Genomic DNA, 13,808 nt, shown 5'->3' on the forward strand with positions numbered 1-13,808 from the left:
GGCCCGCGCCACTGCCGCCGCTTGCGTCGCCGGTACCCGCGCCGCCGCCGCTCTCGGAGCCCGAGTCGGCTCCCGGCGGAACGGCCGGCGCGCCCGTTCCGTTGCCGGCGGCATCATCGCCGCCGGCCGGCACGACGCCGGCATTGCCGCCGCCGGCGCCGCCATCCGCCGTTTGGCCGGCAGGGGCCGACTTGCCGTCGTCTCCTTGAACGCGATTGCTTTGACTGGAGCAGGAGACGCTGGCGACGACCAAGGCGCAGATGCATGCCAGCATCAACCCGCGCCGCCGCCCGGCCAGCCGCTGGCGGCCGCCCGTCAGCAGCCCAGCGAACAGCCGGCCGAGCGCCCCGTGGCGGATCGGTTCTTCCACGTAGCGCCACGACAGTTCGGCGAGCGCGACGGACGCGAGCACCTGCAGCGCCGCGCGCAGCGGATGGAACTCGTCGACCTGGGCCGCCGGCGTGCTCAGCGCGATAACGGGATAATGATAGAGATAAATGCCGTACGAGCGGGCTCCGACCCATTGGAGCGCCTTGCTCCCGACGACGCGGGCAAGCCCGCTCGCCGGATGCGCCATCGCGGCCACGACCGCCGCCGCGGCGAGCGAGAGCACGACCATGCCGCCGCGGTACAGGAACGCGTCGTATTCCCCGACCGTCGCGATCATCAGCGCCACGGCGGCGAGCCCCGCGGTCCCGACCGCGTCGATAGCCAGCTTGCCGCGGCGCGAGGTTGATTCGCGCAGCTTCCAGCTCGGCCAGACGACCGCAAGCGCGGCGCCGATCAGAAGGCCGAACGCCCGCGTGTCCGTGCCGTAATAGACGCGGCTCGGATCGAGGCCCGGGACGTAGAGCAGCGCCATCAGCCCCGCGGACGCCGCCGCGCCGGCGAGAATCGCCAACAGCAGCCGGCCCCGCGTCTTCAAAGCGCCGACCAGGAAGACGAGCGCCAGCGGCCAGACGAGGTAAAACTGTTCTTCCACCGCGAGCGACCAGAGATGGCCGAGCGGCGACGGCGGACCGAAGCTTTCGAAATACGAGACGTCGTGGAAGATCAACCGCCAATTGCTATAGTACAGCAATGCCGACGCGATCTCGCCCTTCATGGCGGCCAGCCGTCCGGGGTCCGCGATCAGCAGCCATCCCGAGACGAGCGCGAGCATGATCAGCATCGCCGGCAGCAGCCGCCTCGCGCGGCGAAGCCAGAAATCGCGCAGGTCGAGCCGCCCCGCCTTCGCGTGCTGCTTCAGTAAAATGTCCGTAATGAGGTAGCCGGAAAGGACGAAGAATATGCCGACGCCGAGCAGACCGCCTGGCACCCGCGGGAGGTTAAGATGATACGCGATGACCGCGATGACCGCGATCGCCCGCAACCCGTCGAGCCCCGGCATGTACCGGCTGCTTCCGAATGGTTTAGGCATGAAACATTCTCCTTCCAGAAGGGGAATCTCGGCCCCTCTTGCTGTCTGAATTACCGCTGTAATCGGCTACATGGACGATTATAGAACGCCAAGAATTGCATGTCGTTACAGAAGAGTTACAACTCGGTGTCAGCTTGGAAACGGAGCCGGCGGCACGGTCGTAACCGGTTGTCGCGGCGGCGCTAACGGCAACGCGCGGGGCGGCGGACGCTCGCGAAGAACCGCGTGCCGAGCGGTCGCAGCCGGCAGCAAGCAGGGCTCGGCCCGCGATTCGAGCCGGCACGAACGGTGTGTTTCCGGTCAGACGGGGACGTTCCCGTAACGCCCTCCGTTTGATGCAAGGCAAAAAGACCTTCCGGGCCGCTGGCGCATCGGCATTGGAAGGTCTTCACGAGGGATGGCGTTCGATTGTCGGTCGGGTTCGGCCCGTTATACGAAGCGTACGTTCTCTATTCGCAGCACGACGCCGGGCGAGCTTCGTCAAATGCCTCGAACGCCGGCCTCTCGCACACTTGGGGCTCATCGCGCGATTCATGAGCTTGGCGGCCATGGAACTCTCATCGCTCCCGATCAGCACGTTTCTCCGCGAGCCGGCTAATGCATGCGCCAACAAACGCGGAAAGGCCTTCAGCACGCCGCTGAAGGCCTTTCCGGTTACCGGCGGGCAGCGCGGACGGCCTCGCCGTCCGCGGCCGCGCCGCGGGTCCTAATTAAAATAATCCGCCACGCCCCGGGCGATGGCCGCCGCGGCGTTCCGCTGGTACGAGGAGCCGCGGACGATCGACTCGTCCTTCGCGTTCGAGAGGAAGCCGAGCTCCACGAGCGTCGCCACGGTATCGTTCTCCCGCAGCACGTACAGGTCGCCGAACGACAGCCCGTTGCTGCGCAGGCCGATGCCGGACCGGTCCAGCTGCGACTCGATCGCCGACGCGAGCGGACGGTCCTTCTTGTCGGAATAGAAGAACGTGAGCGTGCCGCTCGTCTGCTTCACGGACGAGTTGTAATGGATGCTGACGAACGCGTCCGCGCGGTTGGACTCGCTGACCTGCACGCGTTCCGACAGCTCCGGCTTCACGTCCGTCGTGCGCGTCATGATCACTTTCGCACCGAGGCGCTGCAATTCCTGCCGCAGATACTCCGCGGTGCTCAGCGTCAGCGTCTTCTCCTTCGTCTCGTACGTGGTGCCGATCATGCCGGGATCGCTGCCGCCGTGTCCGGCGTCCACGACGATCAGCTTGCCCCGGATGCCGGTGCCGGACGAGGCATGCTGGACCTGGACCTCGCCTTTATCGACGTAATCCTTCGATACCCAGCCGTTCACCTGGCCGGGCGTGCGGATTTTCAGCCAATCGCTCTGGCTGCCCGTGACGGTCACCTGATCGCCCTGCTTGAGCGAGCCGATCGTCTTGTAGCCGGTCCCCGGGCCGGACCGGATGCGCAGCGAATCCGCCGTGACGACCGCCAGGGACCCCGGACTCGTGCCGACCTTGCCGCCCGTCGGGGCCGAGCTCGCCGCCTGGCCGCCGGACGACTTGTTCAGCAGGTAGCCGGCCGCGTAGCCGCTCAGCTTGTTCCGCTTGACCTGCACCCAGCCGTCGTCGTCCTCTTCCGTGACCGTGACGACGTCGCCGGACTTGAGCTGCCCCACGACGGATGCCTGCAGGGACGGCTCGCTTCGAATATTCAGCACGGCGGTGCCCACTTTCGCCTGATAAGGAAACTTGTTGGTCGCCGCGACGTCGACGGCATGCCAGCCGAATCCGCCGACGAGAACCGCTACGATGAGTGCCAGACCGATCATTTTCGTTCGCATAGATTCTCCTTCCGATGATAGAAAAGGTAGATTACCATTATAGCAGGCGCTGGAAAATTCCAACATCCTAAAATGTTCCCGATTTTCGCGGAGGGTAAAGTTCATGACCATCCGCCTACGGGTCGTCCGCGGAGAGCCCTCGTTCCGGCTGCTCTTCCGTGTATTGTATATCGGCTGGAAGGCGGAGAAGTTTAACGGTTCGGTTCGCGGAATCGGCGGAGTCGCTCCACTCGAGGGAGGTTGCCATGACTGTGAGGCTGCAGCCGCAAAAACGATCGGGCCGACCAATGCGAAACGGTCCGGCTTATCCGCCGGACCGTTCAAAGGCAGGCGATCGGCTTGTCGCGCCCGGCGGAACCGGCGAACGATCGCCCACCGACGCCGTGCGGTTCGATGCGACGCCTTGAATCGCCTTATTCGCCGCCCGCGGCATGCGCCTCGAGCGCGTCCAACGACTTCAGCATATGCTCGATCAGGCCGGGCAGGTCTTCCATCTGCTCCTCGTTGATTTTGCGGTTGAAATGCACCTCGACTTCGTTCTGGTACCCGGGATCGGCTTCGCCGTACAAATAGCTGATCGTTTGCGTCGGCGGCATCTCCGGCTGCCAAATGTCCGTCAGCCGCTCCTCCACGAAGGCGCAGGTGCGGCCGACATCCTCGACGGGCATGAAGAACCGCAGCCGAAGCGCGCAGCCCGGCGCGGCTCCCTGCTGGTCGAGGATTTCCGCGGCCAGCTCCTTCAGCGACGCCTCCAGCCGGATTTCGGCGGTGATTCCGCTGCCCTGCGCGAGCGTGAACTGCAGCGCGAACACGCGGGCCATGACGGCCATTTCCAGCCGGTCCACCCGGTGGGTGATGACGATGCGGCCGTCCAGGTTATCTAGATCGTACACATAATTTTCGACGGCGACCTTCAAGTTATCGAATACGGTGGGATCGAACATGCGCGGGTCAGCTCCTTTTCCGCTAATCGCAAGATCTGTCCTTGTTCTTTTACGCCATGAACGGCGAAAAACCCTTCCACGGCCGTGGAAGGGCATGAATCGAATCGGTTACGGGATGAACTGCTGCACGATCCGGACGACCTTGCCGCCCTTCATCGTCAGATGATACGGGTAATTGCTCACGTCGAGCACCCCGTTGTTGCGATAGATGGCATTGAACTTGGCCAGCGGGATCGATTGGTTCCATTCGGTCGTCGCGTCCACCAGGCTGCCGGTGCGGTCGTAAATTTGCATCAGCACGGTCGCCTGCGGGTCCACCGCGACCGTTTCGAGCGTTTCGTCCTTGTTTACGATGTAGTAGCCGTCCGGGGCGCCGTCCAAGCCGGAATCCGGTTCTTCCTTCAGGAACTGTTCGTCCACGGCCTTCCCTTCGTACCATTGGATGGGGTCGACCCGCAGCGTCTCCTTGCCGTCCTTGACGTCGATACCGCGGATAAAGACCGTGACCGTGTCCGCCGTTTGCTTGACGGGCGCGTATTCGTTATCCACCGCCGACGCCGTCGACACGCAAGCCAGCAACCCCAAGGCGGCAAGCGCGCTCCCCATGACATGCCTTTTCATCGAACCCCAGCTCCTCGCGGGCGGACGCGGCTTTTCCCGGCGCTTCCGCTCTTGTCTTCTACCTCTACTATACCCCAATTCCGAGAGTTTGATAGCCGACCCGAGGCGGGTTTTAGCTAAAGTTTACCTAAACTTAGGGCGGGGCCGGAACGGATGCGTCGGCGTCCCTCTCACGCCCGGCCGGAACGTGAAAATGCCGCCCGCGTTCGGCTGCTCCGCGAGCTGCTCCGGCGATAGGCCGATGCGGGCCGTCGTGATGTACAGGACGTCCAGCGCGTCGCCGCCGAAGACGCACGACGTCGCCTTCGCCGCGGGCACGTAGACGGCGTCCAGCTTCTCGCCCGTCCGCGGATTCCAGCGGGACACCTGCCAGCCGCCCCAATTGGCGATCCAGAGCATGCCCTCGGCGTCGATGGTCATGCCGTCCGGCGCGCCTTCCTCCGCCGCGAAATCGATGATAATGCGCGGATTCGCGATGGTGCCGGCTGCCGCATCGTAATCAAAGGCCGTCACGGTGCCCTTCATGGAATCGATGTAGTACATCTCCGTCTCGTCCGCGTTCCAGGCGATGCCGTTCGATACGCCGACGTCCCCGTGCGCCTTGCGGCAGGCGAGATCGTTGTCCAGCACGTACAGCGAGCCGGCGACGTTGACTTCGGCGTCCTCCATCGTCCCGGCCCAGAAGCGTCCGGCGGCATCGCATTTGCCGTCGTTGAACCGGTTCGCCGGCCGGTCGGCCTCCGGATCGGCGACGGCCGTCAGCTCGCCCGTCCGGCAATCGTAGCGCTCGAAGCCGTCGCGCGTGGTCAGGTAGACCGTTTCGCCGTCCGTCGCGTCGCAGACGACGGCGCCGACGGACTTGCCGATCGCGAACCGTTCGTCCGCGCCGGACCGGATATCCAGCCTGCCGAAGGCGCAGCCCTGAATGTCCACCCAATACAGCTTGCCTTGCTCCGCGTTCCAGTGCGGCCCTTCCGCCAGCACCGCTTTCGCGTCCAGCAGCAGTTCCGCCGCCTCCGCGAATTGTTTCGCCTTCATCTGCGTCATCGCCATCGTCACTCCTCGATTTGGACGGTCTCCCGCTTTTCCCAGCCCTGCTTGAACAGCGGCAGCCAGTTGCCCACTTGGTACGGATGCTTGTCGATCTCCGCGAGATTCAGCTCGACGCCGAGGCCCGGACCTTCCGGCGGGGTCAGATAGCCGTTCTGTACTTTCAGCGCCGGCATCAGCACCTGCTCCTCCCACGGCTCATTGAACTCGTCGAAAATTTCGTGCAGGAAGAAATTCGGCGTCGCCATGTTCAGGTGGCTGCACACGACGGAGCAGACGGGTCCTTGCGCGCTGTGCGGCGCCGTCACGCCGTTGTGCGCATGCACCATGCCGCACACCTGCTTGGACGCGGCGATGCCGAGAAACTGCGGCTCGAGCTGGATGATATGAACCGCGTCGTGCTTCAGCAGTTCCGCGAACTGTTCGCGGGAGTAATAATCCTCGCCGCAGGCAACGGGAACCGGGCTGCGGCGCGCCACTTCCACCATGGACGACACGAGATGCGGCGGCACCGGCGCCTCGAACCAGGTCGGCTCGTATTTCAGCATCGCGTCCGCGAACTGCAGCGCCGTGCTCACGCTGAAGCGGTTATGGCCTTCGATGAGAATGTCCGCGTCCGGGCCGACCGCTTCCCGCACCGCGGCGATGTTTTCGAGCGCCAAGGCAAAATCCTGCCGCGTCACCGTGCGCCACGCCGCGCCGAAGGGATCGAATTTGAGCGCGGTATAGCCTTTGGCCGCGGCGAGCTTGGCCTTCTCGTGGAAATTCTCCGGCGTGTTCGGCCCGCGGTACCAGCCGTTGGCGTAGGCGCGCAGCTTATCGTGGCATTTGCCGCCGAGGAGTTTGTACAGCGGCTGGTTGGTCGCCTTGCCCATGATGTCCCAGCAAGCGGTTTCAATTGCCGCCAGCGCGGAGCCTTGGATCTGCCCGCCGTCCGAGTAGACGTCGCGGAACAGCCTCAGGCTGATCGTCTCGACGTCGAACGGATCGCGTCCGATCACGAGATGCTTTAGCTCGTGAATGGCGGCTTCCACCGTCTTGGCGAAGCCGTTCAGCGTCCCTTCGCCGAGCCCGGTCAACCCCTCGTCGGTGTCCACGAGCACGAACAGCCAATTCTTCCACGGATTGCCCAAAATAAACGTACGAATGCCGGTAATCTTCATGCGTAGCGTCTCTCCCTTGCGCGTAGTGTACCTGCCAGTTTCACCGTAGCACGCAGCATCAGAACGTACAAGATGTATGACTTGTATACATGAGATGAATGGTTTGTGTTCACCGACGGATGTCGGGGAATACAGCATTCATCTACTTCGGAAGCATAAGATAGGTTTGCGTAAGGCGATTGGTTTGCGTTCACTGTCGTAAGACAGGGAATGCAGCATTCGCCTGCTACTTCGAATTGGGACATGCAGCATTCGCCTGCTTCAGAGGCGATTGGTTTGCGTGTACCGACGGATGTCGGGACATGCAGCATTCGCCTGCTTCTTCGAATTGGGACATGCAGCATTCGCCTGCTTCTGAGGCGATTGGTTTGCGTTCACTGTCGTAAGACAGGGAATGCAGTATTCGCCTGCTTCGAGAGCATAGCTAGACCACTACACCACCCTCAAAACATAATCTTCTTCACGTACTCGATATGCGCCTCGATTAGCCGCTCCGTCAGCGCGGGATCCCGGCCGGCAAGCGCCTCTCGGATCTGGCGGTGCTCGTCGATGCTGCCGAGCAGCCGGCGCTTGTTCCGGACGAAGGTCATCCGGACGGCGAGCAGGAACTTGTCCTGGATCCGCGACATCACTTCCGTGTACGCCTCGTTATCGAGCCCGGCGACGATCATCGCGTGGAATTCGCGGTCCAGCTCCACATAGCGGGACACATCATCCGACAGGATCGCCTCGTCTTGCAGCGCGATATTGTCGTCCAGCCGGCGGAAGAACGCCGCGTCCATCCGGCCAGTCAGCTTTCGGGCGGCGTACGTCTCGAGCGACAGCCGCAGCTCGTAGAACTCGAGTATTTTTTTCAACGACAGCTCCTGCACGAACGCTCCTTGCTTCGGCGCCAGCTTCACAAGCCCCATCATGTCCAGCCGATCGAGCGCCGAACGGATCGGCGTCTTGCTCATACCGAGCAGCTCGCTCAAGAACGTCTCCGACAAAAACGTGCCGCCCGGCCACTCGCCGTTCACGATATGCCGCTTCACCGTTTGAAACGCCCGTTCCCGCAGCGTGACGCCGCCTTGCTTGTCCATCCGTTTCTCCTTTCCCCGCGGGCGCGTATCCCGCCGCCGTTGCAGCGTTTTCGGCATCCGGCCGCCTATTCCTGTGCTATACTTCATACCATCAGATGCTTCCGAAGGAGGGGCTGCCCATGAGCCCGCGATCGCTTCGCGAGCAAGCCTATCATATCATCTACGAACGGATTGCGTCAGGCGCGCTGCCGAAAGGGGAAATCACGTCCGAGGTCAAGCTGAGCGCCGAGCTGGACATGAGCCGGACGCCGGTCCGCGCCGCGCTTCAGCAATTGGAAAAGGAAGGCTTCGTCCGCATCGTCCCGAAGCATGGCGTGCTGGTGCTCGACGCGTCGGCCCAGCGAACCGGCGATTTGCTCGAACTGATGGCCGCCGCCGTGCTCTTTACCGTCGGTCAGGTCCGCAGGCGGGATCCGGATGCGCTCGGGGAGGTGGCGGACGAACTGAGCGAACGCATGCATGCCGCGTTGGCGGAAATCAATCCCGAAACGGCGGCCGGCGGCCTGTGCGCGTTCGAGCTGTTCGCCCTGCGCCGCATCGTCGCGCTCGGCTTTAATCAGGAGATGATGGAGATGTTGGACCGCAGCGCCTCCCGTCTCCTATGGCACCGCTCCGGCCGGCGCTGGGCGGCGCCGCACCGCGAAGAAGCCGAAGCCGCGCTGCGTCAGCTGCTCCTTCGGCTGCCCGCGCACGGCGAAGCGTTCCCCGACGCGCTGCAGCGTTATATGCGCCAGCTGAAAATGACCTGGGCGTAAAAGCCCACGCCAAGGCCAAGTCCCTCGTATCCATGTCCGGCATCATCGTCCGCTTAGCGTTCGTCCCACAACGGCCGCACAAAAAAGCATCCTCGTCTGCGCGAGGATGCTTTTTTTTCAGGCTCTTTTTATATATCGCCATTTTATATATTGACTCGATATATACTGATGCGATATATTGGTTCCAACGAACCAGACACTTACATTACCGGGGAGGCCGCAACGACTCATGAACAGTCAGGATGTCATATTAGGACTGCTGCACCGTCAGCCGAGGTCCGGCTACGAAATCAAACAGATGCTCGAAATGCCGCTGTCCTTCTTCTTCGACGCCAGCTTCGGCACGATTTATCCGACGCTCGCGAAGCTCGAGACGCAGGGTTTCATCGTGAAGGAAAGCGTCATTCAGGAAGGAAGGCCGAACAAAAACGTCTATTCGCTGACCGATGCCGGACGGGCGCAATTTCAAGCGTACTTGGAATCGCCGGTAGAAAAGGACGTCTTTCGCTCGGACTTTCTCGTTCGGATGTTCTTCGGCGAGTACATGGACGAAGACACGCTGATCGATTGGGTCCGCGACGAGATCCGCAAGTCGGAAGAGGGCGGCAAGCAGATCCGGCACATGCAGGAGCAGCTGCCCCCGGGACTCCCGCCGGCGAAGACGCTCTGCCTGGAGATCGGCGCCGAACTGAACGCGGCCAAAACCCGAACGCTGCAGGAAACGCTGCGCAAGCTGACGGAGCTGAGCTAACCGCTTGCGCAAGTTCGCAAGAGGCATCACCCTGATTCTTACGTCAAACGAAGGAGTGAGAACATTGTCCGTATCCAAAGCATCCAAACATACGGGACTGATCGTCCTATCCATGGCGCTCGGCCTGCTGATGGCGTCGCTCGACAACACCATCGTGTCCGCCAGCGTCAACAAGGTCATCGCCAACATCGGCGGCTTCGACAAAATTTCGTGGGTGTTCACCGCCTACATGCTCGCGGCGACGAGCACGATGCTTATTTTCGGCAAGCTGTCCGACTTATTCGGGCGCAAAAAGTTTTACCTCATCGGCATCGCCTTGTTCCTGATCGGCTCGGCCCTGTGCGGCATGGCGCAAACGATCGATCAATTGATCTGGTTCCGCGTCATCCAGGGTGTCGGCTCGGGATCGGTGTTTCCGATTTCCTTTTCGATTATCTTTACCTTGTTCGGCGATCCTAAACAAGCCGCCAAGCTGTCCGGCGTCATGGGCGCCGTGTTCGGCCTGTCGTCCGTCGCCGGCCCGCAGCTCGGCACGCTTATCTCGGAGCATTTCAGCTGGCGCTGGTGCTTCTACGTCAACCTGCCGATCGGCCTCGCGTCCATGACCGTGCTCCTTATCGCCCTTCGCGAATCGAAGGCCGAACGCAAGCCGCGCATCGACTACCTCGGCGCGCTGCTGCTGGTCGTAACGACCGTCTCCGTCCTGCTCGCCCTGGAGCTCGGAGGCAAAGACTACGCATGGGCATCGTGGCAAATCATCGGTCTGTTCGCGCTCGGCGCGGTCGGCGCGGCCTTATTCCTGCGGGTTGAATCGAAAGCGGAAGAGCCGATGCTGCCGCTCGCGATTTTCAAAAACCGCCTCGTGCTCGGCACCAGTTTGCTCTGCTTCTGCCAAGGGTTCATCATGTTCTCGGCCATCACGTACCTGCCGCTGTACGCGACGAGCGTGCTCGGCAAAGCGAATTCCAACGGCGTGCTGACGCCGATGATGGCCTCCTTGATCGGCGGCGCCATTCTGGCGGGCTTCATCGCGGCAAAGTTTCGATTCCGCACGATCATGGCCGCCAACATGGCGCTCGGCGTCCTCGCCTCCGTTTTGCTCATGAACCTTTCGCCCGATATGCCGTATTGGCAGGTGATCGGGATCATGATCTTGCTTGGCCTCGGCGTCATCGGTCCGCTGATGAGCATGGCCCAGAACGCCGTCGCGATGTCCGTCGACCGAAAATACATCGGCATCTCGTCCTCCGTCGTCGGCTTTTGGCGCAATATCGGCGGGGTCATGGGCGCTTCCATCATGGCGGTCCTCGTCAACGCGAGCTTGAAGGACTCCTCGCTCGAAGCGATCGACAAATTCAATATTCCCGCAGATCAGGCGGCGAACCTGACCAATCCGGAAAACGTGCTTCGCGGCGCCTCGCAAATGCCGGCCGATCTGCTCGCCTTCATGCGAAACGGCATCGGCGCCGCCATCAGCCACGGCTTCATCCTGTCGCTCATCGTCATGGCAGCCGGAGCGCTCATCGCCTTAACCGTCGGCGGCGCGCGGCTGCAAAAGAAGCCCGATCCGGACAGCGAACAGCCGGCCGTCGCCCATTCGGCATAATGTCTGCAATCCAGCAAGCCCCAATACGAAAAAGGGTCCCTGCCGCCAGGCAGGGACCCTTTTTGCGTAGGCTATGCGATTACTTCCTGCGTACCTGCTCACTCCCGTCGAATGACGGTACGCGAGTGACATACGCAAGGATGACTCCACACGCTAAAATCTTAATCTTTCTCGCGGACAGCGTTAGACAAATCTAACCTCGCCGCCTTCGAGCGATTCTATAAGCGCGAGGACGCTTCACGAAAGTCCTTGCTCCTACTGCTTCTTAGGGCCTACGCTAGACGTACGTCACTTCGCCGTCTTCGAGCGATGCGATACGCGCGAGCAACTCCACGCGAAAGCCCTGCTCCAGCAGCCTCCTTTGCCCACGCTAGACGAACGTCACCTCGCCGTCTTCGAGCGACGCGATACGCGCAAGCGACTCCACGCGGAAGCCCTGCTCCAGCAGCTTCCTTTGCCCACGCTAGACGAACGTCACCTCGCCGTCTTCGAGCGACGCGATACGCGCAAGCGACTCCACGCGGAAGCCCTGCTCCAGCAGCTTCCCGCGGCCGGGTTGAAACGATTTCTCGATCACGATGCCGATACCGGCGACCTCGGCGCCCGCTTGAAGCGCGATGCGGGCCATACCGAGCGCCGCCTCCCCATTGGCGAGAAAATCGTCGATGATGAGCACACGGTCCGCCGGCGTCAGAAACTTCCGCGATACCGTTACTTCGCTTTCTTCCTGTTTCGTATACGAATAAATCCGTTCCGTGTACAAGTCCTCCCGCAGCGTCAGCGATTTGCGCTTACGCGCAAATATCATCGGCACCTGCAGCTGCAGCGACGTCATCACAGCCGGGGCAATGCCGGACGACTCGATCGTCATGATTTTCGTCACGCCGCTCTCCGCGAACAACTCCCCGAACGTTTGTCCGATTTCGAACATCAGCCTCGCGTCCACCTGGTGGTTCAGAAACGTATCGACTTTCAGCACGCCGCCTTCCAGCACGACGCCTTCTTGTTTGATCTTTTGGTGCAACAGCTCCACATCAACGCTTCCCTTCGCGATCGTTTTCAGCTATGCTTCATTTTCTTTCATTTTTCTTCAAAATTCAACCGGCGCTAAAAAACCTCCCCTTCCTCCGAAGAGCCGCATGTGCGCTACAACGTGCTGCTGCCGGGCGCGGCGTAGCTATAGCTCCCGTTTCCTCAGAAAGGGCTCTTTCACGATTACGCGCTCCGTTCTTTGGCCCCGCATAGCACCACCACATTACTCGCCTAGTCATAACCCGGCACGAAAATGAATGCTAAACAACAAAAAAACTCCCTGCATACCACAAGGAGTTGACAGATAAGGATGGTCGGGATGACACGATTCGAACATGCGACCCCCTGGTCCCAAACCAGGTGCTCTACCAAGCTGAGCTACATCCCGTTAACGCTGATGCTGTTTAGAAAAATGGCGTGCCCTGAGAGATTCGAACTCCCGACCTTTTGATTCGTAGTCAAATGCTCTATCCAGCTGAGCTAAGGGCACACATGGAGCGGAAGACGGGAATCGAACCCGCGACCCTCGCCTTGGCAAGGCGATGCTCTACCGCTGAGCCACTTCCGCGAATTTGCGTATTCGTAATTTGGAATTAAATGCGCGTAGAGGGACTTGAACCCCCACGGTCTCCCGCCAGATCCTAAGTCTGGTGCGTCTGCCAATTCCGCCATACGCGCGCATTCGAATCATTTTCGCCAAGCGAAAATGGTGAGCCATGTAGGACTCGAACCTACGACACCCTGATTAAAAGTCAGGTGCTCTACCAACTGAGCTAATGGCTCGCATGCAATGTTGCCGGTGACGAGCCGACTTGAGAACCTTCAATCGCTGCTCGGACAGCGATAAAACATGCAAGAGCTTGTACAAATAATGGCGGAGCCGACGGGATTCGAACCCGCGGTCTCCTGCGTGACAGGCAGGCATGTTAGGCCTCTACACCACGGCTCCACACTAAAAAGAATGCATCGGCGATTGCCGATAATAATTGGTTGCGGGGGCAGGATTTGAACCTGCGGCCTTCGGGTTATGAGCCCGACGAGCTACCGAGCTGCTCCACCCCGCGTCATTAGAAAGTGTTGCTTTATGGTGGAGGCTGAGGGGATCGAACCCCCGACCCTCTGCTTGTAAGGCAGATGCTCCCCCAGCTGAGCTAAGCCTCCAAAATAGGATGGTGACCCGTAGGGGACTCGAACCCCTGTTACCTCCGTGAAAGGGAGGTGTCTTAACCACTTGACCAACGGGCCTTATGAAACGAACGGAGAAGGAGGGATTCGAACCCTCGCACCACTTACGCAGTCTAACCCCTTAGCAGAGGGTCCCCTTGAGCCACTTGGGTACTTCTCCAAGAGAAATGGCTCCCCGAACAGGACTCGAACCTGTGACAACTCGATTAACAGTCGAGTGCTCTACCAACTGAGCTATCAGGGAACGATATGTAAAGGTGAGCTTGCCACCCTGAAAACTGGATACGAACCTTTGCGAAGGTCTTGCTTAGCTGAAAGATGTACCTTGGATAAGCCCTCGACCGATTAGTATTCGTCAGCTCCACGCATTGCTGCGCTTCCACCTC

Annotated in this window: 11 protein-coding genes and 11 tRNA genes; 3 read left to right on the forward strand and 19 right to left on the reverse strand. The window is 61.1% G+C overall.

Annotation, left to right across the window (positions count from 1 at the left end; all coding sequences use genetic code 11):
• The 7 genes from I8J29_RS32485 to I8J29_RS32515 form a co-directional block, all read right to left on the reverse strand.
• Window positions 1-1,420, reverse strand: a 1,420-nt coding sequence (locus I8J29_RS32485) for an acyltransferase family protein (RefSeq protein ID WP_208851420.1), incomplete at its 3' end; no start/stop codon positions are given.
• Between the two features lie 706 nt (window positions 1,421-2,126).
• Entirely contained in the window at window positions 2,127-3,233 is a 1,107-nt protein-coding gene (locus tag I8J29_RS32490; RefSeq protein WP_208851421.1) for an N-acetylmuramoyl-L-alanine amidase family protein, read from the reverse strand.
• Window positions 3,234-3,646: 413 nt separating this feature from the next.
• On the reverse strand, window positions 3,647-4,177 hold the full coding sequence (locus tag I8J29_RS32495) for a hypothetical protein (RefSeq protein ID WP_208851422.1): 531 nt from the start codon (window positions 4,175-4,177) through the stop codon (window positions 3,647-3,649).
• A 108-nt stretch (window positions 4,178-4,285) separates the two neighbouring features.
• A complete protein-coding gene (locus I8J29_RS32500) occupies window positions 4,286-4,798 on the reverse strand; it encodes a hypothetical protein (protein WP_208851423.1) in 513 nt (170 codons plus the stop codon).
• A 123-nt stretch (window positions 4,799-4,921) separates the two neighbouring features.
• On the reverse strand, window positions 4,922-5,845 hold the full coding sequence (locus I8J29_RS32505) for an SMP-30/gluconolactonase/LRE family protein (RefSeq protein WP_208851424.1): 924 nt from the start codon (window positions 5,843-5,845) through the stop codon (window positions 4,922-4,924).
• An 8-nt stretch (window positions 5,846-5,853) separates the two neighbouring features.
• Entirely contained in the window at window positions 5,854-7,011 is a 1,158-nt protein-coding gene (locus I8J29_RS32510) for a mandelate racemase/muconate lactonizing enzyme family protein (RefSeq protein ID WP_208851425.1), read from the reverse strand.
• A gap of 443 nt (window positions 7,012-7,454) precedes the next feature.
• Window positions 7,455-8,093, reverse strand: a complete 639-nt coding sequence (locus I8J29_RS32515) for a GntR family transcriptional regulator (protein WP_208851426.1) — start codon at window positions 8,091-8,093, stop codon at window positions 7,455-7,457.
• Between the two features lie 119 nt (window positions 8,094-8,212).
• On the opposite strand from I8J29_RS32515, the gene I8J29_RS32520 reads away from it, so the two are divergent.
• The 3 genes from I8J29_RS32520 to I8J29_RS32530 all read left to right on the forward strand — a co-directional run bounded on the left by I8J29_RS32520 (window position 8,213) and on the right by I8J29_RS32530 (window position 11,205).
• Entirely contained in the window at window positions 8,213-8,848 is a 636-nt protein-coding gene (locus I8J29_RS32520) for a GntR family transcriptional regulator (protein WP_208851427.1), read from the forward strand.
• 229 nt (window positions 8,849-9,077) lie between these two features.
• A complete protein-coding gene (locus I8J29_RS32525) occupies window positions 9,078-9,599 on the forward strand; it encodes a PadR family transcriptional regulator (protein ID WP_208851428.1) in 522 nt (173 codons plus the stop codon).
• A gap of 64 nt (window positions 9,600-9,663) precedes the next feature.
• Window positions 9,664-11,205, forward strand: a complete 1,542-nt coding sequence (locus I8J29_RS32530) for an MDR family MFS transporter (RefSeq protein WP_240546650.1) — start codon at window positions 9,664-9,666, stop codon at window positions 11,203-11,205.
• 463 nt (window positions 11,206-11,668) lie between these two features.
• Here the strand turns inward: I8J29_RS32530 and I8J29_RS32535 are convergent, their stop codons facing one another.
• The 12 genes from I8J29_RS32535 to I8J29_RS32590 all read right to left on the reverse strand — a co-directional run bounded on the left by I8J29_RS32535 (window position 11,669) and on the right by I8J29_RS32590 (window position 13,666).
• Entirely contained in the window at window positions 11,669-12,238 is a 570-nt protein-coding gene (locus tag I8J29_RS32535) for a xanthine phosphoribosyltransferase (RefSeq protein WP_208851429.1), read from the reverse strand.
• Window positions 12,239-12,548: 310 nt separating this feature from the next.
• Window positions 12,549-12,625: transfer RNA gene (locus I8J29_RS32540), tRNA-Pro, on the reverse strand.
• 25 nt (window positions 12,626-12,650) lie between these two features.
• Window positions 12,651-12,727: transfer RNA gene (locus I8J29_RS32545), tRNA-Arg, on the reverse strand.
• A gap of 3 nt (window positions 12,728-12,730) precedes the next feature.
• Window positions 12,731-12,805, reverse strand: a tRNA-Gly gene (locus I8J29_RS32550).
• A gap of 30 nt (window positions 12,806-12,835) precedes the next feature.
• Window positions 12,836-12,915: transfer RNA gene (locus tag I8J29_RS32555), tRNA-Leu, on the reverse strand.
• A gap of 29 nt (window positions 12,916-12,944) precedes the next feature.
• Window positions 12,945-13,020 (reverse strand) — tRNA-Lys (locus tag I8J29_RS32560).
• A gap of 89 nt (window positions 13,021-13,109) precedes the next feature.
• Window positions 13,110-13,186: transfer RNA gene (locus tag I8J29_RS32565), tRNA-Asp, on the reverse strand.
• Between the two features lie 38 nt (window positions 13,187-13,224).
• A tRNA-Met gene (locus I8J29_RS32570) sits at window positions 13,225-13,301 on the reverse strand.
• 21 nt (window positions 13,302-13,322) lie between these two features.
• Window positions 13,323-13,398, reverse strand: a tRNA-Val gene (locus tag I8J29_RS32575).
• Window positions 13,399-13,407: 9 nt separating this feature from the next.
• Window positions 13,408-13,482, reverse strand: a tRNA-Glu gene (locus I8J29_RS32580).
• Between the two features lie 12 nt (window positions 13,483-13,494).
• Window positions 13,495-13,582, reverse strand: a tRNA-Ser gene (locus I8J29_RS32585).
• Window positions 13,583-13,590: 8 nt separating this feature from the next.
• A tRNA-Asn gene (locus I8J29_RS32590) sits at window positions 13,591-13,666 on the reverse strand.
• Window positions 13,667-13,808 lie beyond the last annotated feature (142 nt).

The sequence above is a fragment of the Paenibacillus artemisiicola genome (genome assembly GCF_017652985.1).
Taxonomy (GTDB): Bacteria; Bacillota; Bacilli; order Paenibacillales; family Paenibacillaceae; genus Paenibacillus_Z; species Paenibacillus_Z artemisiicola.